This is a genomic window from Pseudomonas sp. KUIN-1 (assembly GCF_009176725.1).
Taxonomy (GTDB): Bacteria; Pseudomonadota; Gammaproteobacteria; order Pseudomonadales; family Pseudomonadaceae; genus Aquipseudomonas; species Aquipseudomonas fragariae.
The window spans coordinates 5,566,575-5,588,957 of sequence record NZ_AP020337.1 but is presented as its reverse complement, the minus strand read 5'-3'; the positions used below and the strand labels follow the sequence as shown (position 1 = coordinate 5,588,957).

Annotated in this window: 19 protein-coding genes and 2 pseudogenes; 8 read left to right on the top strand and 13 right to left on the bottom strand. The window is 59.7% G+C overall.

The features are described from left to right. Positions 1–31 precede the first annotated feature (31 nt). Complete coding sequence (locus KUIN1_RS25355; protein WP_116886456.1) at positions 32–1,348, bottom strand: ABC transporter substrate-binding protein; 1,317 nt, start codon at positions 1,346–1,348, stop codon at positions 32–34. Positions 1,349–1,630: 282 nt separating this feature from the next. Here KUIN1_RS25355 and KUIN1_RS25350 point away from each other — a divergent pair, with 282 nt between their 5' ends. Then, a complete protein-coding gene (locus KUIN1_RS25350; RefSeq protein ID WP_162886009.1) occupies positions 1,631–2,530 on the top strand; it encodes an AraC family transcriptional regulator in 900 nt (299 codons plus the stop codon). On the opposite strand, the gene KUIN1_RS25345 is transcribed toward KUIN1_RS25350, so the two are convergent. Both KUIN1_RS25345 and KUIN1_RS25340 read right to left on the bottom strand, forming a co-directional pair. Continuing rightward, positions 2,531–3,790, bottom strand: coding sequence for a cation:proton antiporter (locus KUIN1_RS25345; protein WP_003405216.1), 1,260 nt, complete (start codon positions 3,788–3,790; stop codon positions 2,531–2,533). It lies immediately after the preceding gene. A gap of 279 nt (positions 3,791–4,069) precedes the next feature. Further along, positions 4,070–4,399 carry a DUF2790 domain-containing protein gene (locus KUIN1_RS25340; protein ID WP_003343803.1) on the bottom strand — a complete coding sequence of 110 codons (330 nt, stop codon included), beginning with the start codon at positions 4,397–4,399 and terminating at the stop codon, positions 4,070–4,072. Between the two features lie 218 nt (positions 4,400–4,617). Between KUIN1_RS25340 and KUIN1_RS27770 the strand changes: the two genes are divergently transcribed. Together KUIN1_RS27770 and KUIN1_RS25330 are read left to right on the top strand one after the other, a co-directional pair. Next, on the top strand, positions 4,618–4,839 hold the full coding sequence (locus tag KUIN1_RS27770) for a hypothetical protein (protein WP_024640423.1): 222 nt from the start codon (positions 4,618–4,620) through the stop codon (positions 4,837–4,839). A gap of 472 nt (positions 4,840–5,311) precedes the next feature. Then, positions 5,312–6,637: an OprD family porin gene (locus KUIN1_RS25330; RefSeq protein WP_057458108.1), complete on the top strand. Its 1,326-nt coding sequence runs from the start codon at positions 5,312–5,314 to the stop codon at positions 6,635–6,637. Between the two features lie 196 nt (positions 6,638–6,833). Here the strand turns inward: KUIN1_RS25330 and KUIN1_RS28855 are convergent. The 4 genes and pseudogenes from KUIN1_RS28855 to KUIN1_RS25310 all read right to left on the bottom strand — a co-directional run. Next, positions 6,834–6,983, bottom strand: a pseudogene (locus KUIN1_RS28855) (S-type pyocin domain-containing protein); the annotation flags it as partial. Beyond that, on the bottom strand, positions 6,923–7,114 hold the full coding sequence (locus KUIN1_RS28850) for a hypothetical protein (protein ID WP_442963302.1): 192 nt from the start codon (positions 7,112–7,114) through the stop codon (positions 6,923–6,925). The gene KUIN1_RS28850 and the pseudogene KUIN1_RS28855, both read right to left, overlap by 61 nt. A 273-nt stretch (positions 7,115–7,387) precedes the next feature. Beyond that, positions 7,388–7,645, bottom strand: a complete 258-nt coding sequence (locus KUIN1_RS25315; RefSeq protein WP_024652177.1) for a bacteriocin immunity protein — start codon at positions 7,643–7,645, stop codon at positions 7,388–7,390. Next, positions 7,645–8,987, bottom strand: a pseudogene (locus tag KUIN1_RS25310) (S-type pyocin domain-containing protein). Before KUIN1_RS25310 ends, KUIN1_RS25315 begins: the two are co-directional and overlap by 1 nt. A 9-nt stretch (positions 8,988–8,996) precedes the next feature. Between KUIN1_RS25310 and KUIN1_RS25305 the strand changes: the two are divergent. Continuing rightward, positions 8,997–9,245 (top strand): hypothetical protein, encoded by a 249-nt coding sequence (locus KUIN1_RS25305; protein WP_024652179.1) that lies wholly within the window; start codon positions 8,997–8,999, stop codon positions 9,243–9,245. Between the two features lie 4 nt (positions 9,246–9,249). Here KUIN1_RS25305 and KUIN1_RS25300 read toward each other — a convergent pair whose 3' ends face one another. The 3 genes from KUIN1_RS25300 to KUIN1_RS25290 form a co-directional block, all read right to left on the bottom strand. Further along, positions 9,250–12,402, bottom strand: a complete 3,153-nt coding sequence (locus KUIN1_RS25300; RefSeq protein ID WP_103754589.1) for a CusA/CzcA family heavy metal efflux RND transporter — start codon at positions 12,400–12,402, stop codon at positions 9,250–9,252. Positions 12,403–12,426: 24 nt separating this feature from the next. Continuing rightward, a complete protein-coding gene (locus KUIN1_RS25295; protein WP_103713730.1) occupies positions 12,427–13,701 on the bottom strand; it encodes an efflux RND transporter periplasmic adaptor subunit in 1,275 nt (424 codons plus the stop codon). Positions 13,702–13,768: 67 nt separating this feature from the next. After that, positions 13,769–14,995 (bottom strand): TolC family protein, encoded by a 1,227-nt coding sequence (locus KUIN1_RS25290; RefSeq protein WP_103713731.1) that lies wholly within the window; start codon positions 14,993–14,995, stop codon positions 13,769–13,771. Between the two features lie 253 nt (positions 14,996–15,248). On the opposite strand from KUIN1_RS25290, the gene KUIN1_RS25285 reads away from it, so the two are divergent. The 3 genes from KUIN1_RS25285 to KUIN1_RS25275 all read left to right on the top strand — a co-directional run bounded on the left by KUIN1_RS25285 (position 15,249) and on the right by KUIN1_RS25275 (position 17,827). Beyond that, complete coding sequence (locus KUIN1_RS25285) at positions 15,249–15,923, top strand: heavy metal response regulator transcription factor (protein ID WP_003405189.1); 675 nt, start codon at positions 15,249–15,251, stop codon at positions 15,921–15,923. Then, positions 15,920–17,311 carry a heavy metal sensor histidine kinase gene (locus KUIN1_RS25280; RefSeq protein ID WP_103713732.1) on the top strand — a complete coding sequence of 464 codons (1,392 nt, stop codon included), beginning with the start codon at positions 15,920–15,922 and terminating at the stop codon, positions 17,309–17,311. Before KUIN1_RS25285 ends, KUIN1_RS25280 begins: the two co-directional genes overlap by 4 nt. A 114-nt stretch (positions 17,312–17,425) precedes the next feature. Then, positions 17,426–17,827, top strand: a complete 402-nt coding sequence (locus KUIN1_RS25275) for an MAPEG family protein (protein WP_003405186.1) — start codon at positions 17,426–17,428, stop codon at positions 17,825–17,827. 46 nt (positions 17,828–17,873) lie between these two features. On the opposite strand, the gene KUIN1_RS25270 is transcribed toward KUIN1_RS25275, so the two are convergent. Continuing rightward, positions 17,874–18,284 (bottom strand): DUF1090 domain-containing protein, encoded by a 411-nt coding sequence (locus KUIN1_RS25270; RefSeq protein ID WP_003405184.1) that lies wholly within the window; start codon positions 18,282–18,284, stop codon positions 17,874–17,876. A 40-nt stretch (positions 18,285–18,324) separates the two neighbouring features. Further along, on the bottom strand, positions 18,325–20,010 hold the full coding sequence (gene ligB / locus KUIN1_RS25265) for an NAD-dependent DNA ligase LigB (protein WP_103713733.1): 1,686 nt from the start codon (positions 20,008–20,010) through the stop codon (positions 18,325–18,327). Between the two features lie 471 nt (positions 20,011–20,481). Here ligB and KUIN1_RS25255 point away from each other — a divergent pair, with 471 nt between their 5' ends. Continuing rightward, entirely contained in the window at positions 20,482–21,102 is a 621-nt protein-coding gene (locus tag KUIN1_RS25255) for a LysE family translocator (RefSeq protein ID WP_024652331.1), read from the top strand. An 81-nt stretch (positions 21,103–21,183) separates the two neighbouring features. Here KUIN1_RS25255 and metK read toward each other — a convergent pair whose 3' ends face one another. Beyond that, positions 21,184–22,374, bottom strand: a complete 1,191-nt coding sequence (gene metK, locus KUIN1_RS25250) for a methionine adenosyltransferase (protein ID WP_024652330.1) — start codon at positions 22,372–22,374, stop codon at positions 21,184–21,186. Positions 22,375–22,383 lie beyond the last annotated feature (9 nt).

Genomic DNA, 22,383 nt, shown 5'->3' with positions numbered 1-22,383 from the left:
CATCCGTTCAATACAGTTGAGGGCTGGCGCTCTACTTCGGGTAGCCGGCACGTTTCATCTCGCGTTCGGTCACCGCCTGCGCGGCTGTGAGCGCCTGTTCAGTGGTGGTTTGCCCGGTTACAGCGGCAGAAAACAGCTTGCCGACCGAGGTGCCGATGGCCTGAAACTCGGGAATGGTCACGTACTGGATACCGACATAGGGCACGGGCTTGGCCGACGGGTGCGCCGGGTCGGCGTGTTGCATCATCTGCAGCGTGACCTTGGCGAACGGCGCAGCTTTCAGATAAGCCTCGCTGTAGGTGGAGGCGCGGGTGCCAGGTGGCACGTTGCTGATGCCGTCTGTCTCGGCGACCAGCTGGATATACGCCTTGGACGTCGCCCAGGTGATGAACGCCTTGGCTGCATCCTTGTGTTTCGAGGTAGTCGGTATTGCCAGCGACCAGGCGTAAAGCCACGACGAGCCCTTGTCAGTCACTTCGACCGGCGCAGGTGCAAAGCCGACGCTGTCGACAACCTTGCTCTGCTCCTTGTCGGTGGTGAACGAGCCGGCCACGCTGGCATCCACCCACAACGCGCATTTCCCGCTGTTGAACAGCGCGAGTGTTTCGTTGAAACCGTTGCTCGACACGCCCGGCGGGCCATAGTTTTTCAGAGTGTCGACGTAGAAATTCGCCGCCTTGCTCCATTCCGGGCTGGTCAATTCAGGTTTCCATTGCTCATCGAACCAGCGCGCGCCGAATGCATTGGCCATGGTGCTGAGCAAGGCGATGTTCTCACCCCAACCGGCCTTGCCGCGCAGGCACATGCCGTAAACGCCCTTGTCGGGTTGATGCAGCTTTGCGGCAAATTCTCCCAGCTGCGTCCAGGTCGGGTGCTCGGGCATGCTCAAGCCTGCCTGCTTGAACAAATCGGTGCGGTAATAAGTAATGGTGCTTTCGCCGTAAAAGGGCAGGGCATAGAGCGTGTCCTTGACTGACAAGCCTTGGCGCACCGAGGGAAAGATATCCTCCAGATCGTAGTCCGGCGCAAGGCCGGTGATCGGCTCCAGCCACTGTTTGGCGCCCCATAACGGGGTCTCGTAGGTGCCGATGGTCAATACGTCGAACTGGCCACCCTGTGTGGCGATATCGGTGGTCAGGCGTTGGCGCAGGACGTTTTCTTCGAGCACCACCCAGTTGAGTTTGATGTCGGGATGCTGCTGTTCAAAGGTTTTCGACAGGCGCTGCATGCGGATCATGTCGCCGTTGTTCACCGTGGCGATGGTCACGGTTTCGGCAGCCTGGACGGTCAGGTTGAAAAGGGCGGCGGACACGCCTGCGGACAGGAAAAGCGTTTTCCGAATGTTCATCGTAGTGCTCTCCACCCCGCGCCTTGTCTGGCGGGAGTCATTGTTTTTGTTGTTGGCCACGGTTGAGTCACCCTGGTGGACGGCTCGATTACAGCAGCCCTCAGGGTGCTGAACAAACGCAGGGCGGATGAGCGACTGATACTTTTTTAACCGAGCGCGCTCCGGCGGTCCGAAAGCAAAAAAGTATCAGTGCCGGTTTGATCGCGAGCTAGCCTTGGCCAGGCGCGAGGGCGTATGTTCAAGTGTCCAAAGAGCATTCATAACGATAAAAAGGGGCATCCCGTGCCTGACAGCCGAGCCGCCTTGCTCGAGCAGCGCCCTGCCGAGCTTGAGGTTATTCTCCCGCAGCCCGACCACTGCTTTCGCTGGTACGAGCATGACTATCCCTACGCGCTGGCGCGCTGGAACCATCATCCGGAATTCGAAATCCATCTGATCCGCCAGGGCAGCGGCAAGCTGGTGGCCGGTGATTACATCGGTGAGTTCGCGGCAGGGCATGTGGCCCTGATCGGCCCGGATCTGCCGCATGACTGGATCGGCGACCTGGCCCCCGGCGAACATCTGCCCGGGCGGGACGTGGTGCTGCAGTTCGACGGTGCAGCGTTGCTCGCCTTGCGTGGCACGCTGCCGGAGATGGGTGACTTGCAGCGCCTGTTCGAGCAGGCGCGCCGCGGCCTGGAGTTCACCGGTGCGACAGCGGTGCAGGCCGCGCGCCTGCTTGAAGAGATCGGCCCGGCTCAGGGGCTGGAGCGGCTGATTCTGTTCCTGCAACTGGTCAACACGCTGATGAAAGCGCCTGCGCACGAGGTTCGCCTGCTGGCCAGCACCTGGTATGCACCGACCCTGGATGCGCGCAGCTCCGAACGGATCAACAAGGCGTTCGACTATCTGTTGACCGAATTGACCAGCGATATTCGCCTGTCCGTCATCGCGCAGCGACTGGACATGAGCGATCCGGGTTTTTCACGCTTCTTCAAGCGCACCACGGGCCATTGTTTTATCGACCTGATGCGCAAACTGCGGGTCCAGCGGGCCTGCCGGTTGCTGCTGCACAGCGAGATGTCGGTGTCGGACATCTGCTTTGAAGTCGGCTATGCCAACCTGTCCAACTTCAACCGACACTTCCGCGTGGAGATGCAGCAGACGCCCAGTGAATACCGGCGCGCCGCTGCATCCGCCTGATCAATGCTCTGCCGGGTCTTTCGCCTGCGGGGCGCGGGTGACGGCATTCACCAGCTTGCCGATGGTCAGGCCCTGCAAGAGGATCGACAACAGCACCACGATGTAGGTGATGCTCAGCAGCAGATCGCGTTCCGGCCCGGTCGGCAGCGCCAGGGCCAGGGCAACCGAGACACCGCCGCGCAAGCCACCCCAGGTGAGGATGCGGATCGTGCCGTGCGGCACCTTGCGCCAGCGACGCAGGAGCAGGATGGCCGGAGCGACGGTGACGAAGCGCGACAGCAGAATCGCCGCCGCCAGCAGGCTGGCTGCAATCAGGTGCTGCCATGAGAACGGCAACAGCAATAGCTCCATACCGATCAGCGCGAACAGCAGCGCGTTGAGCATGTCATCCAGCAACTCCCAGAAACCGTCCATGTAGCGACGGGTCATGTCGTTCATCGCCAGATTGCGTCCCAGGTTGCCGATGATCAGGCCGGCCACGACCATCGCGATAGGACCGGACACATGCAGTTCAGACGCCATCGCCGAGCCGCCGATCACCAGTGCCAGCGTGAGCATGACCTCGATCTGATACTGCTCGATGCTCTTGATCATCAGGTACACGGCGTAACCGATCAGGCCGCCGAACAGCACCCCGCCCACCGCTTCGTGAACGAACAGCAGAGCGGTTTCGCCAACCGTCGGCGTCTCGCCCAACTGCGCGATACCCAACAGCACGGTGAACACCACCACCGCGGTGCCGTCGTTGAACAGGCTTTCGCCGACGATCGTGGTCTTCAGCGGTTTCGAGGCGTTGGCGGTACGCAACACACCAAGCACCGCAATCGGGTCGGTAGGCGAGATCAGTGCACCAAACAGCAGGCAGTACAACGGGCTGACGTGCCAGCCGAACAGGGCAAAGATCCAGTAGGCCAGTGCGCCGATCACGGTGGTGGCGATCAGTACCCCGAAAGTTGCCAGCAGGCCAATGGGCCAACGGTAGCTTCTCAAGTCGCCCAGGTTGACGTGCAGCGCCCCGGCGAACAGCAGAAAGGACAGCATCCAGTTCATCAGCAGGTCGCCGAAGTCGATCTGGCCGATCAATTGTTGAACGCGATCTTCCAGGCCGGGATAGCCCAGAAAGCTCAGACCCTGCAGCAGCAACGAGAACATCAGCGCGGTGACCATCACGCCGATGGTGGGCGGCAGGCCGATGAAACGGTAGTTCACGTAGGTCAGCAGCGCAGTGAGGCAGATAAAACCAGCAGCGAGTTCAAGCATCGGTCATTCCAAATCCGTAATTGCAGTGTCTCGATCACCGTAACCGAGCCTGTGTTTGATGGACCGGAACTACGTCCAGACACATCTCGACACGCCACAGTGGGGTTTGCGTTGACCACGCAGAGGCGGTGATGTTGCAAAAAAAGGCCGGAATCACCAATTGAAGCTGGATTTTAGACGGGAAAAGGAGGGGATTGCAGACGCAAAAAACTCAGCCCGAATGACGGTCCGGGCTGACGGGGGATGTAACGCTGAGTGGCCTTCCTGGCAGGGTCAGAATCATTGGCTGTTTCTGCATCCGCTGAGGACCTGGTACTGAACGGTGTTCAGCTTGCCCTTGGAGTCTTCGTAGGTCATCAGTTTTGGCATCACGCTACAGGTTTGCAGATCCGGGGACTTGCGGACCAGCTTGGCAACGTCCAGCTTCATGCCGTAGGTGTACTCCTTGATCTCCGGCATCGGCTTGTTATGGAGGGCGGCATACTTCTGCACGCTGGCCTGGTGTTCCTTGATCACCGTGGTGGCTTTGACCTCATCAGAGGTGTAGGCGAAAGCACTGATGGGCGAAAGGATGACCAGGGCAAGTAACAACGATTTGGCTGTGCGCATTTTCTTTTGTCTCCGTTTGAATGTGGCTTAACCCTAACCAATGCGCACTAACCGGAAGGTTGCTGAAACATTACAAATCGGTCATCTCGCAGATGTCAGCTTCCTAACAGTATTGTCATTGTTCGCTCACCTTCCTGTTAGCTCCCCCTCCGTAAGCTTGTTTCATCCCTGACGAGCGCCGAGCGCTGCGCAGGTCCGACATTCAACCGAGAAAGGTAATGATGATGAAACTGGTCAAATCGATGGTCTTCGCCGTAGCTGCCTTGTCCGCCACTGCAGCCTTTGCCGACGACGGTAACGAGTACGCAAGCCCCGCTGCCGACAAGATGCGCCTGGCGCAGGAGATGCGCTTCAAGGAACAGAACAGCAGCAAAGCCGAGCGGTACGTCAATACCGACGAGAAAGCCGAGGCTGAGCGGTCGACCAAGTCCGAAGGCTGATGCCTTTGCTGCCCGACCCGCTGCACCCCTATTCGCCCTTTGTAGCAGCTCCCTGCTCCTTTGGTCGGGGCGAATCTTTAAGCGTCCTTCGGGGCGCTTTTTTTATTCCTGGCAGAAACGTCGGCGATAAGCGTTTTTCATGCATCTGCCCGAAGGGCGTAGGAGCGAACTTGTTCGCGAAGAGGCCGGCATGCTCGCTGCAAATGCACCATCTTCGCTAACCAGCGAAACGTCGCCCGGCCTGCTCCTACGGCCTTCGGCGAGAATAAAAACAGACGTATCCGTTCAATGCCTGTTTCACCGTATTGAACTAACGCAGGCGGTACTTCACTTCCTTTCATATTTGTAATCCCGCCGTCACCTCGACGTTATCTTCGCCACTTCAAGATGGTGCCCCGCTGGCAGCTCTCGCACCTATAAAAAGAGCCAGGTCGACACGTTTAAAACAATCTGCCGATCCATCGGAGCACATATGACCCAACTCAGAACATTGTCCCTTGCCCTGTGCTCGACACTGGCAGGTGTAACGCCGATTACCGCACTCGCCGAAGAACAGAAAGAAGGCTTCATCGAAGGCAGCACGCTGACGGTACTCAACCGTAACTTCTACATGAACCGCGACCACCGCAACGGCGAGTCAAGCCCGACCGGCAATGGTTACTCCGAAGCATGGGCGCAGGGCATCATCGGGCGATTCCAGTCAGGTTTCACTCAAGGCACATTCGGCGTCGGGGTCGATGCCTTTGCCATGATCGGCATCAAGCTCGACACAGGCGATGGACGCAACGGCGGGCGCAGCGCATTCGATGTGCTGCCGGTCGATGGGCAGGGCAATGCCCGCGACGAGTACAGCAAAGTCGGCGGCTCGCTGAAGGCCAGGGCCTTCGACACCGTCGTCAACGTGGGCGATGTCTTCCCGTCGACGCCGGTGGTTGCATTCGGTGATTCACGCCTGCTGCCGGAAAGCTTTCGTGGCGTCACGGCGATCAACAACAGCATCAGCGGCCTGACCCTGCAAGGCGGTCGCCTGCATTCCATGAGCCAGCCGGTCTCCAGCAACCTGCGCGACGGCTTCGTGACCTTCTACGGCGGCGCGGTCGACTCTCCCTGGGTTGCCTACTTCGGCGGTGATTACCAGGCCACCGACAGGCTTAGCCTCGGCCTTTACACCAGCCGCCTGAAAGATGTCTGGGATCAGAAATACGCCTCGGCGTCTTATGTGCTGCCACTTTCCGATGACCTCGCACTGACCGGCAGCCTGAACTATTACAACGCCACCGACGAGGGCAAAAAGCTGCTCGGCGAATTCGACAACGACATCTGGAGCGCAAAACTCGCCCTGCAATACGGCGCACACACCCTGTCGCTTTCGCACCAGCGCAACGAAGGTGATGATGACTTCGACTACCTCAGGCAGTCCGACTCCATCTACCTGGCCAACTCCATCCAGTACAGCGACTTCAACTCACCCAAGGAGCGCTCGTGGATGGTCACCTACAACCTCGACATGTCCACCTTCGGCGTGCCCGGCCTGTCGTTCATGACCCGCTACGGCAAAGGCACCGACGCCGACTACTCCAACGCCAACAGCACCTACATGCGCCGCGACGCACAAGGCAACCCACTGACCGATCAAAAACGCTGGGAGCGTGATATCGAAGCGAAATACATCGTGCAGACCGGATCACTCAAAGACCTGTCGCTGCGCGTACGCCAGGCAACGACCCGGGCCACGGCGTTCGAATCGGATCTGGATGAGGTGAGGGTGATTGTGGAGTATCCGTTGAGTGTGCTTTGACCGCATATCACATTCTCGACAGCATCCGTAGAAGCGTCCTTCGGGGCGCTTTTCTTTTTATTGGGGTCTTTGATCCGCAAGCACAACCTTGTTGAAGTGCTCCACCAACTCTCCGCAATCCTCTTCCGTTCCAGCATCGTCCATAGTGTCAACCAGGGCTTTGAATTCGTGCTCTGTGTAGCCGGCAAGAGCGCTCTTAAATTCCATTACTCACAATATGACGTCTTGGTGTAACAGCTCGAAGATTGTCGGCATCGTACACGGCACCACCGTTTTTAATTAGTTCTACGTGGTGCAGTTCGAATGCGATGCGCTTTCCTGCGTGCTCGCTTTTCGGTGCTGCCGGGGGCCAAGCCTTTTTGCCATGCTGGACAGGTTAGGTGAGCTGAATTGCTGGCTTAACTCCGAGTCATTAGCTAGCGAGATCCAAAATACCTTCCTGAACGCACCAAAACTGCTGAAGCTTTTGCCGCGCAACTGATCGGCAATACGAGTCGCAATCGGGAACGGGATCGAGCTGGCTGTGCTCAAGGTCCGTGGCCATGCCTTGTGGTGATCAGGGCGCGAAATGACACCACGGCGACTACAAGCGATTTGAGCGTGATAAAAAACCGGGGCTCTTACGGGCGCTGGTTTTTTTCTTTGGGTGATAGACCAGTCGGTTTTGCCGGGTATCCGCGCACTAGGTGCAATGCACAAGCGAGGATCCAGGAGGCGTCTAATGCCTTGCGGGCAAATCAAGGCATGACCTCAGGCATCTTTGAAGCCGGGCAGGCCATTGGCTGCACTCCATTCTTTAATCGTTTGGGTGATGCCTTCGGCTGAATTATCAGCTCCTTCCTCCGGGTAAAAAACCAAGTCAGACCCACCAGCCTCTAAGGCAATGAGATTCAGGTGAGCAATTAAATCGTCCTGAAACGCCTCGTCACCGTCACAGTTTTTAATGGTCTGAATTATCTGCCTGAACTCAGATTCGGTGTAGTCAGAAAGCGCGTTTTTCAGCTCCATTAATGTGCATCCCTATGAATATCTACGTGGTTTTTAGGCGTGTTTACACGGAGATTATCCACATCGTAAACAGCACCGCCATCTGCAATTGTGTCTAGGTGATGAAGCTCAAAAGATATCCGTTTTCCGAGCTGATCTTTCATCCGGGTCGTTGGTGATAATCCCTTCGAAAGCCTCTTAATATTATCCGGATTAAACTGACTGCTTAACTCCGGATCTGTCGCCACAGCTTTCCAGAACGCCTTCCTGAACGCGTCGAAACTGGCAAAGCTTTTCCCCCGGAGCTGGTCAGCAATACGAGTTGGAATTGCTGCACCAAGCCCAGCCCCTGCACCGGCTAACCAAATCCCCGAAACGTCCTGCCCCTGCCCTGTCACAGTGCCCGGATCGAGGCGCACGTTCATCACGATGTAGAGCGGTTTTATGCCCGAGTCAGCCGGAAAAACAAGGATAAAATCCTTGTAGTCAGGCGGATGAGTCGGGTTGACGATCATGTTATCCGCTTGCTCGGTCGGCGGATAAATCCAGATTTGCGGGGCTTGCGGTGCGGCTTCCAGTGCTGGAATTCCCAACGTATCGGCGGGGGGGACGGCAGGCGTCCAAATCAACGTAACGCCGTCACCAAAATCGGCCACCTGCTGCGAGCCTTGCGCCTTGAACTGCACGACCGGAATCATTTCCCAATCGCGGCGCTTCTGAGTGTTGTAACCATAACCTTTCAGAGTGCCATCAGCTTGTTGCTCGATATGCAACCGAACACGTGTGCGGCCTTCCTTGAGCGACTTGAGCTGTTCTTCGATGTAAAGACTGCTATCACCGAGGCTTGATGGCCAGAGCAGTGCAACCACACCGGCCAAGGTACCGGCTGCAACACCTGCCGTGACTACGCCTGCTCCAGTCCCCGCGCCAGTTGCAGCAGTCCCTGTACCCGCAGCAACAGCCGCTCCAGTGGTGCAGAGACCGCTGCAGGAAACACTCGCAGTAGTCGCTGCACCGCGCATAAAAGTGTTCCGAGCGCTGTTGGCAACGCGCTTCCACTGATCTTTTTGAGGTGGATCTTCCCGTCCGCATCTGTTTCACGGCCGCCGAGAATTGATAGATCGCCGTAGTTGGCTACCTTCTCAGCAGGAATAAACCCTGCTGGTTTCTCATGGTCGATCACGCCGTCAGGAAGATCGCAGCTCTTTGCAAACACACAGCCCACGGTGTTGGGCTTGGTGTCTTCCTTCGCTTGATGGACTTTGTATTCGGCCCAGCGCTGGGCATGAATATCAACAGGCTCCACACCGCTGTTACTTTTACTTGCATTGGGCAAAGCGGGTCTTGGAACATAACCACTCATGCAGCTTCCTTGTTCTTTTTTGACTTTACTGACGATCTTGTCTTGCTCAAGCAACTGTTGCTTGAGGCACTCAATCGTCAGCAGGTAAATGCTGAGGCTCTAAATATCATCGTTCAGTGCTGCAGCGTCTATCTGGGTCATTCGCCAGCAGGTGTGCTGCGTTTCTGGAAATGGAGTAAGACGTTGGCTACAGACAGTGCCGACTGCGCTGGGCCAGTTGACGGTAACATCAGCTGGATCAGCGCAATTTTTACTTAAAAACCTATTTCAACGCCTCAACCGCCTCCTCATCCTCCCGCCGATGCGCCCACTGATACAACGCCGGCAACACCAGCAACGTCAGCGCCGTCGACGACAGAATCCCACCAATCACCACGGTCGCCAGCGGTCGCTGTACTTCGGCGCCAGTCCCGGTGGCGAGGGCCATAGGGATGAAGCCCAGGGAGGCGACCAGTGCGGTCATCAGCACCGGGCGCAGGCGGGTGAGGGCGCCTTCGTTGATGGCGTCGTGCAGTGAGTGGCCTTGTTCGCGCAGGCTGCGGATGAAGGCGATCATCACCAGACCGTTCAGCACCGCCACACCCGACAGGGCGATGAAGCCCACGCCTGCGGAGATCGACAGCGGGATGTCGCGCAGCCACAGGGCCATGACGCCGCCGGTCAGGGCGAACGGGATACCGGTGAAGACCAGCAGGCCGTCCTTGAGGTTGTTGAACATCATGAACAGCAGCGCCAGTACCAGCAGCAGCGCCACCGGCACGACGATCTGCAGGCGTTTGGCGGCCGATTGCAGTTGTTCGAACTGCCCGCCCCAACTGGTCCAGTAGCCGGCCGGGATCTGCACGCCGTTGTCGATGGTGGTGCCCGCTTCTTCGACAAACGAACCAAGGTCGCGACCGCGCACGTTGGCGCTGACGATGACCACACGTTTGCCGTTCTCGCGGCTGATCTGGTTCGGGCCGAGCACCAGGTCGAGGCTGGCGACCTGGGACAGGGCGATGAAGCTGATCTGCTGGTTGCCAGCGCTTGCAGGCACAGGAATGAGCAGGCTGGAAAGCCCGTCCACGTCGGTTCGCAGTTGCTCGGAGAGGCGCACCACCATGTCGAAGCGGCGGTCGCCCTCATACAGCGTGCCCGCCTGACGACCGCCCAGCGCAATGGCGATGGCGTCCTGCACGTCGGCCACGTTGAGGCCGTAACGCGCGGCCTTGTCGCGGTCGATGTTGATGGTCAGCACTGGCAGGCCGGTGGTCTGCTCGACTTTGACTTCTGAGGCACCCGGCACTTTTTGCAGGGTGGCGGCGATTTTTGCGGCGGTCTGGTTCAGCACGTTCATGTCGTCGCCGAAGACCTTTACCGCCACATCGCTACGCACTCCGGAAACCAGTTCGTTGAAGCGCAACTGGATCGGCTGGGACAGTTCGTAGTTGCTGCCCGGCACACTGGCTGCGGCCTTTTGCAGGTCGGCGATCAGAGTTTCGCGAGACTTGTCCGGGTCAGGCCATTCGCTTTGCGGCTTGAGCATCACGTAGCTGTCGGAAATGTTGGGCGGCATCGGGTCGGCGGCGATCTCGGCGGTGCCGGTGCGGGCGAACACGCGCTGCACTTCCGGGACTTTTTCGATGATGGCTTTTTCCAGACGCTGCTGCATGTCCACCGACTGGGTCAGGCTGGTCCCGGGCACACGTAATGCCTGCAAGGCGAAGTCGCCTTCGCTCAGGCTCGGGATGAACTCGCTGCCCATGCGGCTGGCGGTGAACCCTGACAGCACGATCAGCACGAAGGCCATGCCGAACGCTATCGAGCGATGCCCCAGTACCCAGCTCAGGATCGGTGCGTAGCGCTGGCGGGCGGTGCGCATCACAAAGCCTTCTTCTTCCTTGACCTTGCCGGTCACGAACATGGCGATGGCGGCAGGCACGAAGGTCACCGAAAGAATCATGGCACCGAGCAGGGCGATGACCACGGTGAAGGCCATCGGGTGGAACATTTTGCCTTCCACACCGGTGAGGGCGAAGATCGGCAGGTACACGACCATGATGATCAGCTGACCAAAGATCAGCGGCCGACGGGCTTCTCTGGCGGCAGCGAAGACCTCGTGGAAACGCTCGCTGCGGGTCAGCATGCGACCGTGCTTTTGCTGGGCATGCGCCAGCCTGCGAATGGCGTTTTCGACGATCACCACCGCGCCATCGACAATGATGCCGAAGTCCAGTGCACCCAGGCTCATCAGGTTGGCGCTGACCTTGTTGGTGAACATGCCGGTGAAGGTGAACAGCATGGCCAGCGGAATCACCATGGCGGTGATCAGCGCAGCACGGATGTTGCCGAGGAACAGAAACAGAATCACGATGACCAGAATCGCGCCTTCGATCAGGTTCTTCTTGACCGTTGCGATGGCTTTTTCCACCAGCGTGGTGCGGTCATAAACCGTTACCGCTTCCACACCCTGCGGCAATGTTCGGTTGATCTCGGCGAGTTTGGCGGCCACCGCCTGCGAGACGGTCCGGCTGTTTTCACCGATCAGCATGAACACGGTGCCGAGCACCACTTCACGGCCATTTTCGGTGGCTGCGCCGGAGCGCATTTCCTTGCCGATGCCGACCTCGGCCACGCTGCTGATTCTGATCGGCGTGCCCTGCACATTGGCGATGACGATGTTGGCGATGTCGTCCACGGTGCCCAGCTGACCCGGTGCGCGAATCAGTAACTGCTCGCCGCCGCGCTCTATGTAGCCTGCGCCGACGTTGGCGTTGTTGCGCTCCAGCGCTGCCACCAGATCGTTGAGCGTCAGCTTGTAGGCGGCCAGTTTTTTCGGATCAGGCGCGATCTGGTACTGCCTGGCGAAACCGCCGATGGTGTTGATCTCGGCCACGCCCGGCACGTTGCGCAGTTGCGGCTTGATGATCCAGTCCTGAATTACCCGCAGGTCGGTCGGCGTGTACGGCGTGCCGTCTTCTTTCAGCGCGCCCTCACGAGCCTCGACTGTCCACAGGAAGATCTCGCCAAGGCCGGTGGAGATCGGCCCCATCATCGTATCGACGCCTTCCGGCAACTGGTCCTTGGCGATCTGCAGGCGCTCGTTCACCAGTTGGCGGGCGAAGAACAGGTCGGTGCCGTCCTCGAAAATCACCGTGACCTGGGACAGGCCCGAGCGCGACAGCGAGCGCGTCTGTTGCAAACCGGGCAGCCCCGCCATGTTGGTCTCGATGGCGAAGGTGATGCGCTGCTCGGTTTCCAGCGGCGAGAAGCCGGGCGCAGAGGTGTTGATCTGCACCTGTACGTTGGTGATGTCGGGGACCGCATCGATGGGCAGTTTCTGGTAACTGGCGATGCCCAGCCCAGCCATGAGCAGCACAGCAAGCATCACGACGATGCGCTGTTCAATCGCGAATTGAATCAACCGTTCAAACATGTGGGTGTACTCGTGGGACGCAGATCAATGGGCGTGCTCGGCGGAGCCTTTGCCCAGCTCCGACTTGAGGATGAAACTGCCGGCGGTGGCCACTTGTGTGCCGGCCGCCAGGCCCTTGACGATTTCCACGTGGCCACCATCGCGGCGGCCAAGTGTCACCGGCGTCAGCTGAAACCCTTCAGCGTTGCGCACGAAGACCGAGGGCTTGTCCTCGACCGACTGAATCGCCGATTCGGGAAGACTGACCGCCACACTAGCCTGCTCGGCGGCGACTTCCACCGAAACGAACAGGCCGGGACGCCAGGCGCCCTGCGGGTTGGCCAGTGTCACGCGCACGGCCGCAGCGCGGGTCTGCTCGCCCAGCAGGCTGCCGACGTAGCCGACCCGTCCTTCGACCCGGGCATTCAGGTCGGGCGCACTGACGATGACCGGACGACCGACCACCACCTTGTCCAGATCCCTGGGCGCCACGCCGAAGGTGGCCCATACACGCGACAGGTCGGACAGCGTGAAGGCGTTGCTCGCCTCGCTGACCATCTCGCCGATGCCCAGGTGTTTTTCCACGACTACGGCGTCAAACGGTGCGATCAGCTCGTAGCGGCTTCCCGCTGAAGGATGGGTGCTGGCGCCGATGGCGCTGATCTTCTGCCGTGCATTGGCGAGGTTGATGTCGGCCTCCTGAAAGTCCTGACGCGCTTGCAAGTAATCCTGCTCGGCCGAGATTTTGTCTTCCCAGAGTTTCTTTTCGCGTTGCAAGGTCAGGCGCGCCAGTTCCTGGCGTCGTTGTGCGGCGTTCAATTCGCTGCGTTGATCGGAAATCTGCTGGCTGGCAATCACCGCCAGCACCTGGCCCTTTTTCACCGACTGACCCAGATCGACCTTCACCGCTTCGACCACGCCGCTGACCCGCGGCACCACATGCGCAGTGCGGTCTTCATCGAAGCGGATTTCACCGGGGAAGGTCACGGTCGTGCTCATCTGCCGGGGTTCTGCGCTGGCCAGCTCGATGCCTGCCGCCTTGATCTGCTCGGCGGTCAGCTCGATGTGTCCTTCTTCCTCTTCTTCATGGGAAGACTCGGAGGCTGCGGCATCCGGTTTTTTCGCCTCGTTGCCGTGGCCCTGCTCGTCGGCGTGGCCTGGCTCTTCAGAGTGCCCCTGCTCGGCGTCATGCGCGTGCTCCTCGGTCGATGGCTTGGGTCCGGCGGTGAACGGCAGCATCTGCGGGTTAAGGGTCAGACTGCCCAGACCAATGATGACCACCACCGCCAGCGCGATGACAATGCTTCGTTTGTTGTTCATGAAGGCTCCCGGCGATCAGGTGCGTGCAGCACCTTTCGATACGCTCGATACAGGCGGAAAAGGAAAGTCAGGGGTTGAGGCTGAAGCGGTTGAGATCACCGTGTATTCGCTCGATGGCGACTCTGGCCTCGGTGGCGGTGGCCAGCGATTCGAGGTACTGGCTGCGCGCCGAAATCAGCGTCCGTTGCGCATCCAGCACTTCCAGAAAACCGAACTTGCCCATCTCGAAACCGCGCGTTGCCGTGTCGACGGCACGTTGCGCGGCGGGCAGGATCACGCGGTCAAAGGACTCGACTTCCTGCGCGGCGGTGGTCCATTGATCGAGGGCGGACTGCGTCTGCGTGCGCAGCTTCAGTTCGACGGCGTTGCGCAGGTCGCGTGACTGGTCGGCACGGCGTGATGCCGCGAGCACGTTGCCCTGATTGCGGTCGAACAGCGGCAGCGGCATCGACAGGCCCACGACGTTGACCCGCTCGCGCTCTTCGCGGCTGTACTGGCTACCGACGCTGACGGTCAGGTCGGGGATGCGCTTGGCGCGTTCCGACCCCAGCGCGGCTTCGCGCTGCTCGATCTGGGTCTGCGCCAGGCGCAGCTCGGCGGACTGATTGAGGGCGGTCAGTAGCTTTGCGCTCGGTGGCAGTTTGCCCGGCGACAGGTCGCTGTAGTCCAGACGTTCGAAAGAGGCGAGCGGCGAACCAGTGGTGCGCGCCAGCTCGCGCTTGCTGTTGATTTTCAGGGTCTCGGCGCGGCGCACCAGCAGGTCGGTTTCAGCCAACTGCACTTGGGCGCGTGTGGCTTCCACCGGCGATACCTTACCCGCCCGGACTCGCCCTTCGGCAACCTCAAGGCCGCGTTCGGCCAGTGTCCTGGATTGGCGCGCCAGTTCCAGGCCAGCCTGTGCCCGCGCGGCTGCGTAGAACGCCTGAACCACCTCGGCACGCAGTTCATTGCCGCGGCGCTCCAGCTCCAGACGCGCAGCGTCCTGACCCTTGCTCGCGGCCTCAATGCGCGCCCCGCGTTTGCCGCCCAGTTCCAGTGCCTGGCTGAGCATCACGGTGGTGGTGCTGGTCTCGCGGCGGGTGTCTTCGACTTCCCATGACACTGTCGGGTTGGGAATCAGTCCAGCCTGCTGGCGATCACCCTCGGCAACGCCGATCTCCCACTGGGCTGCGGCCAGTTCCGGGTTACGGGCAAAGGCGGCTTCCAGTGCCTGAGGCAGACTGATGCCCTGGGCCATCGCCATGCCCGGAGCAATGAACGGTAACAACATCAGACAAAGTGCGCCGACTCTCATGCCGGGCTCCCTGCCAACTCTTCGGTACGCCGAATGCGTACGTTGTTCTCCAGATCCATGAAATCACCCCATCAAAGCAAGAATACAAACAGGCACCAAGGCACTGAAGTTGGCTGAGCGGGACTTTATGCAATGGGAGCTATCACAGGGATTGCTGGAAAATTACGATTCTGTTATCTCGCGAGACAGGCGTTTCTTTTCAGTACACTGCACGGCATCGTCATTCACCGTTCATCAAACAGGAAGCCTGGTTATGCGAATCCTTGTAGTAGAGGACGAGCCGAAAACTGCCGAGTACATGCATCAGGGGCTGACCGAAAGCGGCTATGTGGTCGATATCGCCAACACCGGACTCGATGGGCTATATCTCGCGCAGCATCAGGCCTACGACGTCGTGATTCTGGACGTGAACCTGCCGGAGATGGATGGCTGGGAGGTGTTGAGCCGCCTGAGGAAAACCGTCAACACGCGCATCATGATGGTCACCGCACGGGGACGGCTGGAGGAGAAGGTCAAGGGGCTGGAAATGGGCGCCGATGATTATCTGGTCAAGCCGTTCGAGTTTCCCGAGCTGCTGGCCCGGGTCCGCACACTCATGCGCCGCAGCGAACAGACCACGACCGCCAAGGTGTTGCAGGTCGGCGACCTGGAGCTCGATCAAGGCCGGCACCGGGCGTTTCGCGGCAAGCAGCGCATTGACCTGACGACCAAGGAGTTCGCGCTGCTGCACCTGTTGATGCGGCACAGCGGCGAGGTCATGTCGCGCACCCAGATCATTTCGCTGGTCTGGGATATGAATTTCGATTGCGACACCAACGTGGTGGAGGTGTCGATCCGCCGTCTGCGCGCGAAGATCGATGATCCGTTCGAGACCAAGCTGATTCACACGCTGCGTGGTGTCGGTTACGTACTGGAAGTGCGTGAATGAAGCTGACCCGTCTCTCGACACGTCTCGGATTGACGGTCGCGGCACTCATCGGGTGTCTGGTGCTGGTCATGGAAATGCTCGCCTATACAGCCATTTCCCGTCAGCTCGATATACGTGCCGAAGACGCTTTGAGCGAGAAGTTCAGGCAGATCGAACACAGCATGAGCGAGGGGTTTCTGGGCGTCGCCGACATCGTCCAGTACCCGCACACGCTGCGTGACCAGATCGTCGGGCATGACAGCTTCTCGCTGACCATTCTCGACTCGGGCAGCCCTCGGCAAGAACTGATGAGCGTTGGTAACGTAGAGGGACGAAATCTGCCGGTTCCCGATGCCGACACGCTGCCGCAAGGCTTTCAGGAACTGAAATCCGCCCAGGGCCACAAGATTCTGCTGGGTTACAGGACCGTGCGCCTCAAGACCGGTCAGGACGTGCTGGTCAGGCTGTCCATGGACAGGGAAAGCGACACCGTGCTGCTGCACGCTTACGTCACATCGACCTGCCTGGCCTTGCCGGTGATTCTGCTGCTGGTCGGCTTTGGCGTCTGGTGGGTGGTGCGTCGCGGGCTCAGGCCGCTGGGGGCGTTCAGGAAAGTCACCGCGCTGATCTCGGCCCGCGACCTGTCTCATCGCATGAAAGTGAAGGGCCTGCCTGACGAATTGCGCGACCTGGCACATGCCGTCAACTTCATGCTGCACAGGCTGGACGGCGATGTGCAGCAACTGGCGCAGTTCTCGGACGACCTCGCGCATGAGTTGCGCTCGCCGATGAACAACCTGATGGGCAGGGCGCAGGTCACGCTGTCCAGACCGCGTCCGGCGGAGGAGTACAAACAGGCCCTGGAGTCCTGCACCGAAGAGCTGGAGCGCATGTCGCGCATGATCAGTCAGATGCTGTTTCTGGCCAGTGTCAGTCAGCCAGCAGCGCCGTTGCCGGTCGAGGTCATCGACCTTCGCGAGGAGGCGGACAAGGTCGCCGAACTGTTTTCCTCTTCGGCGGAGGATCGCGACATCACCTTGCAGGTTCAGGGGCACGCCAGGGCGACCGGTGACCGGCTGATGATTCAGCGAGCGATTTCCAATCTGCTGTCCAACGCCATTCGTCACGGTCTGTCGGGCAGCGTCATTACCGTCACGCTAGCCACGCATGAAGATGAAGTGACACTGGCGGTGCGCAACGCAGGGGATGGTATCGATGCCGAGCACCTGCCACGCCTGTTCGATCGTTTCTATCGGGTGCATGTCAGCCGCGCGCGACAGCAGGGCGGGACCGGGCTCGGTCTGGCGATTGTGCGTTCCATCATGAGCCTGCATGAAGGGCAGGTCACGGTGCGGAGCGAGCCAGGCCAATTCACCACGTTCAGCCTGATCTTTCCTAAACTGGTGTAATGCGTCAGGTCGGTGGTCGTTCTTCAAGAACCTTTCGCTGACCCCCGGCTCAGAATGTGTGAGCGGGTATTGCCCGGATGCTTCAGATGAAGCTGAACCTATAAGGATGGACGTATGACAGTTGCTTTCTGGTGCGTGCTGGTCGCGATCCTGCTGCCGATTATCTGTGCCGGTATCGCCAAGTTCGGCAGCGGCAAATTTGGCAGCGGGCACAATCATGACCCGCGTGCCTTTCTCGACAAGCTGGAGGGGTTCCCGCGCCGCGCGCATGCTGCCCAGCTGAACAGCTTTGAAGTGACCCCGGCGTTTGCTGCAGCGGTGATCATTGCGCACATTGCCGGTAACGCGCAGCTGGTGACCATTGACGTGCTGGCGGTGCTGTTTATCACCAGTCGCCTGCTGTACATCATCTTCTACCTGGCCGATCTGGCCGCACTGCGCTCGCTTGTCTGGCTGGTGGGCATGGGCCTGATCATCGCGCTGTTCGGGGTGTCGGCTTTCCCGGCCGTGTCCTGACAGCCGGTTTGCGACGCTGCCGATCATGGGCAGCGTCGCAACCTGATCAATCGTCCGGCTGGACTTTCTCGAGTTCGGTCTGGGCTTCCTGCAATTCCTTGCGCGAATCGGCGAGCTTGTCCTTGCGCTTGTTGATCTTCTCTGGATCGCCCTTTTCCATGGCCTTGTTCAGGTCGGTCTGACGGCGGCTGACTTCCTGCTTGGCGTCGAGCACCTTCTGCTTGCGTTGTTTGATCAATGACGTTTCGGTGCAGTTGGCATTGACCTCGGCGAGTGCCTTTTCAAGGTTGGCCTGCTCCGTTTTGTCACCCTCGGTCTTGGCGTTCTGAATCTTGCTGCTGATTTCCTGGCTTTTGATCTGGCATTCGGACTGCACGGGGGCCTGTGCGTCTGCGAATACGGTTGTGGCGAGCAGCGTGCAGCTGGTGAAAAGAATCAGTGGTGATAAAAACTGCATATGAACTCCGTTTGAATACGGACAGAAAAATGAACGTCCGCTACTTAAAACCTGAAATGCTCTGTGCCTGCAATTGCTGGCTCAGTGCCTGTACCTGTGGGTCCTGAAAAAAAGCCCTGAGCCTGGCTGCACGACCAGGACCGATGCCGGGCTCTGCTTGCCATTGCTCGACGCTGCGACCAGCCAGCTCGTGCCAGTTGTCGGGCAGTCTGGCGCCTCCCGTGGGCGGCAGTCCGATGGCCTTGAGCCATGTCTGAAACGGCCGTTCGCGTGCGGTTTGCAGGCTGTCGAGCAGTTTAGCGCTACTGCGTTCAGCGAAGCCGGGAATGTTAACAAGCTCAGCATGATTCAGGGTCATCCAATCGAGCAAGCCCATGATTTGGCCATTGTCGATAAGTGCGTTCCAGGTCCCCGGACCAACGCCGGGCAAGGCCAGGCCTTTCTTGCCACTGAGCCATGCCAGTCTGGCGCGGAACTGACTTTCGCAGCCTGGAGTGGCTTGCCAGCAGCTGAGTTCATGAAAGTCGTCAGCTCGCGGGACGATCATGTCAGCGCGTTCGGCAGCACGCGACACCACGCCGTCGAGTCGTGGAATCGTCAGCCCGGCCAGACTCACGGCGATCTGATCGCCAGGCCTGATATCCAGTGTTTGCCAGCGCTGCAGCGAGCCCGTGCTGATGCGGCTGACGGTACGATCATCGAGGCGCACCGGGGTCAGCTCCAGCACCGGCGTAATCCTGCCACTGCGGCCGATCTTGAAGTTGACCTTGCGCACCTCGGCCAGCGCCTGGGCGTAGGGATGTTTCCAGGCGGCAATCCAGTAAGGCGCACTGGCTTGCCAGCGCTGCGCAGGTGGGCGCTGAGCCTGGCGCATGATCACGCCGTCCGTGGCGAACGGCAGGGGATTGCGATACCAATGTTCGCGCCATCGGGCGGCCTGGGCGTAGTTTTCCAGTGGATGCGTATAGGCCGCGCTGTCCTCAAAGCCCATGGCTTGCAGGCCTGCGAGTCGTTGCGCCATATCGGCAGGCCCGTTCGGCCAGTCCCAGACGAACAGCCCGATAGCGTCGGCCTGCTGTGGGCTGATCGTCTGCCGTGCCAGCAGTCCCGCGACCTTGCTGCGCGCGTTGACGCTGCCGGATGCGGCCTGAATATGATCGTCCAGCCGCCAGTACAGCTCGCCTTGCAGGATTGTGGATTCAGCCTGGGGCAGTTGTTGAGCAATGGCCTTGATCAGCCGCGCCTGCGAGGTCCAGTCCTGCCCCTTGCGCCCGTCACCACGACTGATCGCCTGCACAAGCCGGCCCTTTTCGTAGACCAGCGTGACGGCTACGCCATCGACCTTGGGTTGAATCCACAGATCGTTGCGGCCCTTGAGCCAGCCCTTGACGCTGCCTTCGTCGGCCAGCTTGTTGACGCCCGTGTGCGGAACGGGATGAGGCAACGGGCCGACTGCTGTCTTTAGCGGATCGGACTCGGGGGTGGAAACGGCAAAGCACGAGCGCCACAGGTTCAGTTTTTGCCGCGCCTGATCGTAGAGCTCGTCCGCGATTTGCGAAATGCCCTGCCGGTGGTAGCTGTCATCCCACTCGGCAATCTGCTGTTGCAAGGCGGTGACCTCACTGCGCGCCTTGGCTGCAGGCCAGTCAGGGCATTGCCTGGCATGGCCGAGGCCGGGCAGAACAAACACAAGAGCGCACGTCATCAGGCGAACGGTAGGCAGCATCGAAGCATCCTTGCTTTAGGAATGGGCCCGATGAGGCTAGTCGTTGTCGCGTGGTGATGGGGTAGGGCTTGGTTACCGGGTTTTGCGATTGCGCAGGCCGGCATGTCCACGCAGAGTAATCAGTGACTGCACCGGCGTCTTCGTGAGCAAGCTCACACGCCCTTCGGGCAGAAGCGCAGAGCATCGGGCACGATAGTTGAGGTTATCGTTCCTCACGCTCCAGCGTGGGAACGCAGTTCTCGACGCTCTGCGTCGTCAAGAGGACGCGGAGCGTCCAGAAAGGCATGCGACGCAGAGCGCCGCACGATAGTCGCGCCTGCACCGGCCCCTTCGTGAGCAAGCTCCCACAAAGGCTGGGTACGCATGGCCTTGCCGCTGCAGCCCGGCCGCATTTCACGGCGCAGCTGTGTCTTGACCGTTCATTAAAAAAAGCCAGACTGAATAGCTGACTCAACTCAGGGATTGGAGCCAATGGACATCTCGACACTCGCTGTATTCATTCCGGCCTGCTTTGCGCTGAACATGGCGCCCGGTCCGAACAATCTTCTGTCGATCAGTAACGCTACCCGCTACGGCTTCTCCAGCTCTTGCGTCGGCGGAGCGGGGAGCTTGCTGGCGTTTGTCATCATGATCGCCTTGGCCGGCGCAGGACTGACTGCTGTGTTGCATACGTCCGAATGGTTGTTTCATGTGATCAAGGTCGTCGGCGCAGCGTATCTGTTTTATCTCGCGGTGCAGCTATGGCGCGCCGACCCGGCTATTCAGAACCAGGCAGAGATCACAACAGCCAACGCTGGCAGCCTTGCGCGTCAAGAGTTTCTGGTGGCTATTGGTAATCCGAAAGCGATCCTGCTGTTCACTGCTTTTCTTCCGCAGTTTGTGGATCAGCAAAGTGATGTGTCAGGTCAGTTCGCGGTGCTGGGTGGTCTGTTTCTGGTACTGGAGTACGTAGCGATCGCGTTGTATGCCGCGATGGGGATCCATGCTCGTCGCCTGTTGGCCAGACCCAGTGGCAAGCGGTTGTTCAACAGGGTATGCGCAGGGTTATTGGCAAGCGCTGCGTCGGTACTGCTGGTGTCGCGGCGGGCTTGAAGTGTGAACGTGGAATGACTGCCGCGCAGACGAAAAAAAGCCCCGAAACGACTAGGTCGTCCGGGGCTTTTTTCTGGGTTTTTACAGACCGGCAGCTGTGCGCAGGGCGTCGGCGCGGTCGGTTTTTTCCCAGGTGAAGGCGGTGAAGGTGTCATCGCCAACGGTCATTTCGACCGGGATACGACCGAAGTGGCCGTAGGCTGCAGTGGCCTGGTACATCGGGTGCAGCAGGTCGAGCATGGTGGTGATTGCGTAAGGACGCAGGTCGAAATTGTCGCGGACCAGCTTGATGATCTTGTCATCGGACAGCTTGCCGGTGCCGAACGTGTTCAGCGAGATCGAAGTCGGTTGAGCGACGCCGATGGCGTAGGACACCTGAATCTCGCAACGCTCGGCCAGGCCGGCAGCGACGATGTTCTTGGCGACGTAGCGACCGGCGTAGGCAGCCGAACGGTCAACCTTCGATGGGTCCTTGCCGGAGAAAGCACCGCCGCCGTGACGGGCCATGCCGCCGTAGGTGTCGACGATGATCTTGCGGCCGGTCAGACCGCAGTCGCCTACCGGGCCACCGATGATGAAGTTGCCGGTCGGGTTGATGTGGAACTGGGTGTCCTTGTGCAGCAGGTGCGCAGGGATGACGTGCTTGACGATCAGCTCCATCACGCCTTCGCGCAGGTCCTTGTACGACACATCCGGGTTGTGCTGGGTCGACAATACGATAGCGTCGACGCCGACCACCTTGCCGTTTTCGTAACGGCAGGTGACCTGGGATTTGGCATCCGGGCGCAGCCACGGCAGCAGGCCGGATTTACGCGCTTCGGCCTGACGCTGCACCAACTGATGGGAGAAGGTGATCGGCGCTGGCATCAGCACGTCAGTCTCGTTGCTGGCATAGCCGAACATCAGGCCCTGGTCGCCAGCGCCCTGATCTTCTGGCTTGCTGCGGTCAACGCCCTGGGCGATGTCTACCGACTGCTTGCCGATGATGTTCATCACGCCGCAGGTCGCGCCGTCGAAACCGACGTCGGAGCTGTTGTAGCCGATGTCGAGGATGACGTTACGCACGATGTCTTCCAGATCGACCCAGGCCGAAGTCGACACTTCGCCAGCGATGATCGCCACACCGGTCTTGACCAGTGTTTCGCACGCTACACGGGCGTATTTGTCTTCAGCGATGATGGCGTCCAGAACCGCGTCGGAAATCTGGTCGGCGATCTTGTCCGGATGCCCTTCGGACACGGACTCGGAGGTGAAAAGTGAGTATTCGCTCATCTCTACGGG

Bases quoted from the DNA above. Each gene is read 5' to 3' on its own strand.
- KUIN1_RS25270 (WP_003405184.1), bottom strand. From the start codon at position 18,284: ATGCAGTTTTTATCACCACTGATTCTTTTCACCAGCTGCACGCTGCTC.
- KUIN1_RS27770 (WP_024640423.1), top strand. From the start codon at position 4,618: ATGATGATGAAACTGGTCAAATCGATGGTCTTCGCCGTAGCTGCCTTG.
- ligB (WP_103713733.1), bottom strand. From the start codon at position 20,010: ATGCTGCCTACCGTTCGCCTGATGACGTGCGCTCTTGTGTTTGTTCTG.
- KUIN1_RS25275 (WP_003405186.1), top strand. From the start codon at position 17,426: ATGACAGTTGCTTTCTGGTGCGTGCTGGTCGCGATCCTGCTGCCGATT.
- KUIN1_RS25295 (WP_103713730.1), bottom strand. From the start codon at position 13,701: ATGAACAACAAACGAAGCATTGTCATCGCGCTGGCGGTGGTGGTCATC.
- KUIN1_RS25285 (WP_003405189.1), top strand. From the start codon at position 15,249: ATGCGAATCCTTGTAGTAGAGGACGAGCCGAAAACTGCCGAGTACATG.
- KUIN1_RS25255 (WP_024652331.1), top strand. From the start codon at position 20,482: ATGGACATCTCGACACTCGCTGTATTCATTCCGGCCTGCTTTGCGCTG.
- KUIN1_RS25330 (WP_057458108.1), top strand. From the start codon at position 5,312: ATGACCCAACTCAGAACATTGTCCCTTGCCCTGTGCTCGACACTGGCA.
- KUIN1_RS25300 (WP_103754589.1), bottom strand. From the start codon at position 12,402: ATGTTTGAACGGTTGATTCAATTCGCGATTGAACAGCGCATCGTCGTG.
- KUIN1_RS25355 (WP_116886456.1), bottom strand. From the start codon at position 1,348: ATGAACATTCGGAAAACGCTTTTCCTGTCCGCAGGCGTGTCCGCCGCC.
- KUIN1_RS25345 (WP_003405216.1), bottom strand. From the start codon at position 3,790: ATGCTTGAACTCGCTGCTGGTTTTATCTGCCTCACTGCGCTGCTGACC.
- KUIN1_RS25315 (WP_024652177.1), bottom strand. From the start codon at position 7,645: ATGGAGCTGAAAAACGCGCTTTCTGACTACACCGAATCTGAGTTCAGG.
- metK (WP_024652330.1), bottom strand. From the start codon at position 22,374: ATGAGCGAATACTCACTTTTCACCTCCGAGTCCGTGTCCGAAGGGCAT.
- KUIN1_RS25280 (WP_103713732.1), top strand. From the start codon at position 15,920: ATGAAGCTGACCCGTCTCTCGACACGTCTCGGATTGACGGTCGCGGCA.
- KUIN1_RS25340 (WP_003343803.1), bottom strand. From the start codon at position 4,399: ATGCGCACAGCCAAATCGTTGTTACTTGCCCTGGTCATCCTTTCGCCC.
- KUIN1_RS25290 (WP_103713731.1), bottom strand. From the start codon at position 14,995: ATGAGAGTCGGCGCACTTTGTCTGATGTTGTTACCGTTCATTGCTCCG.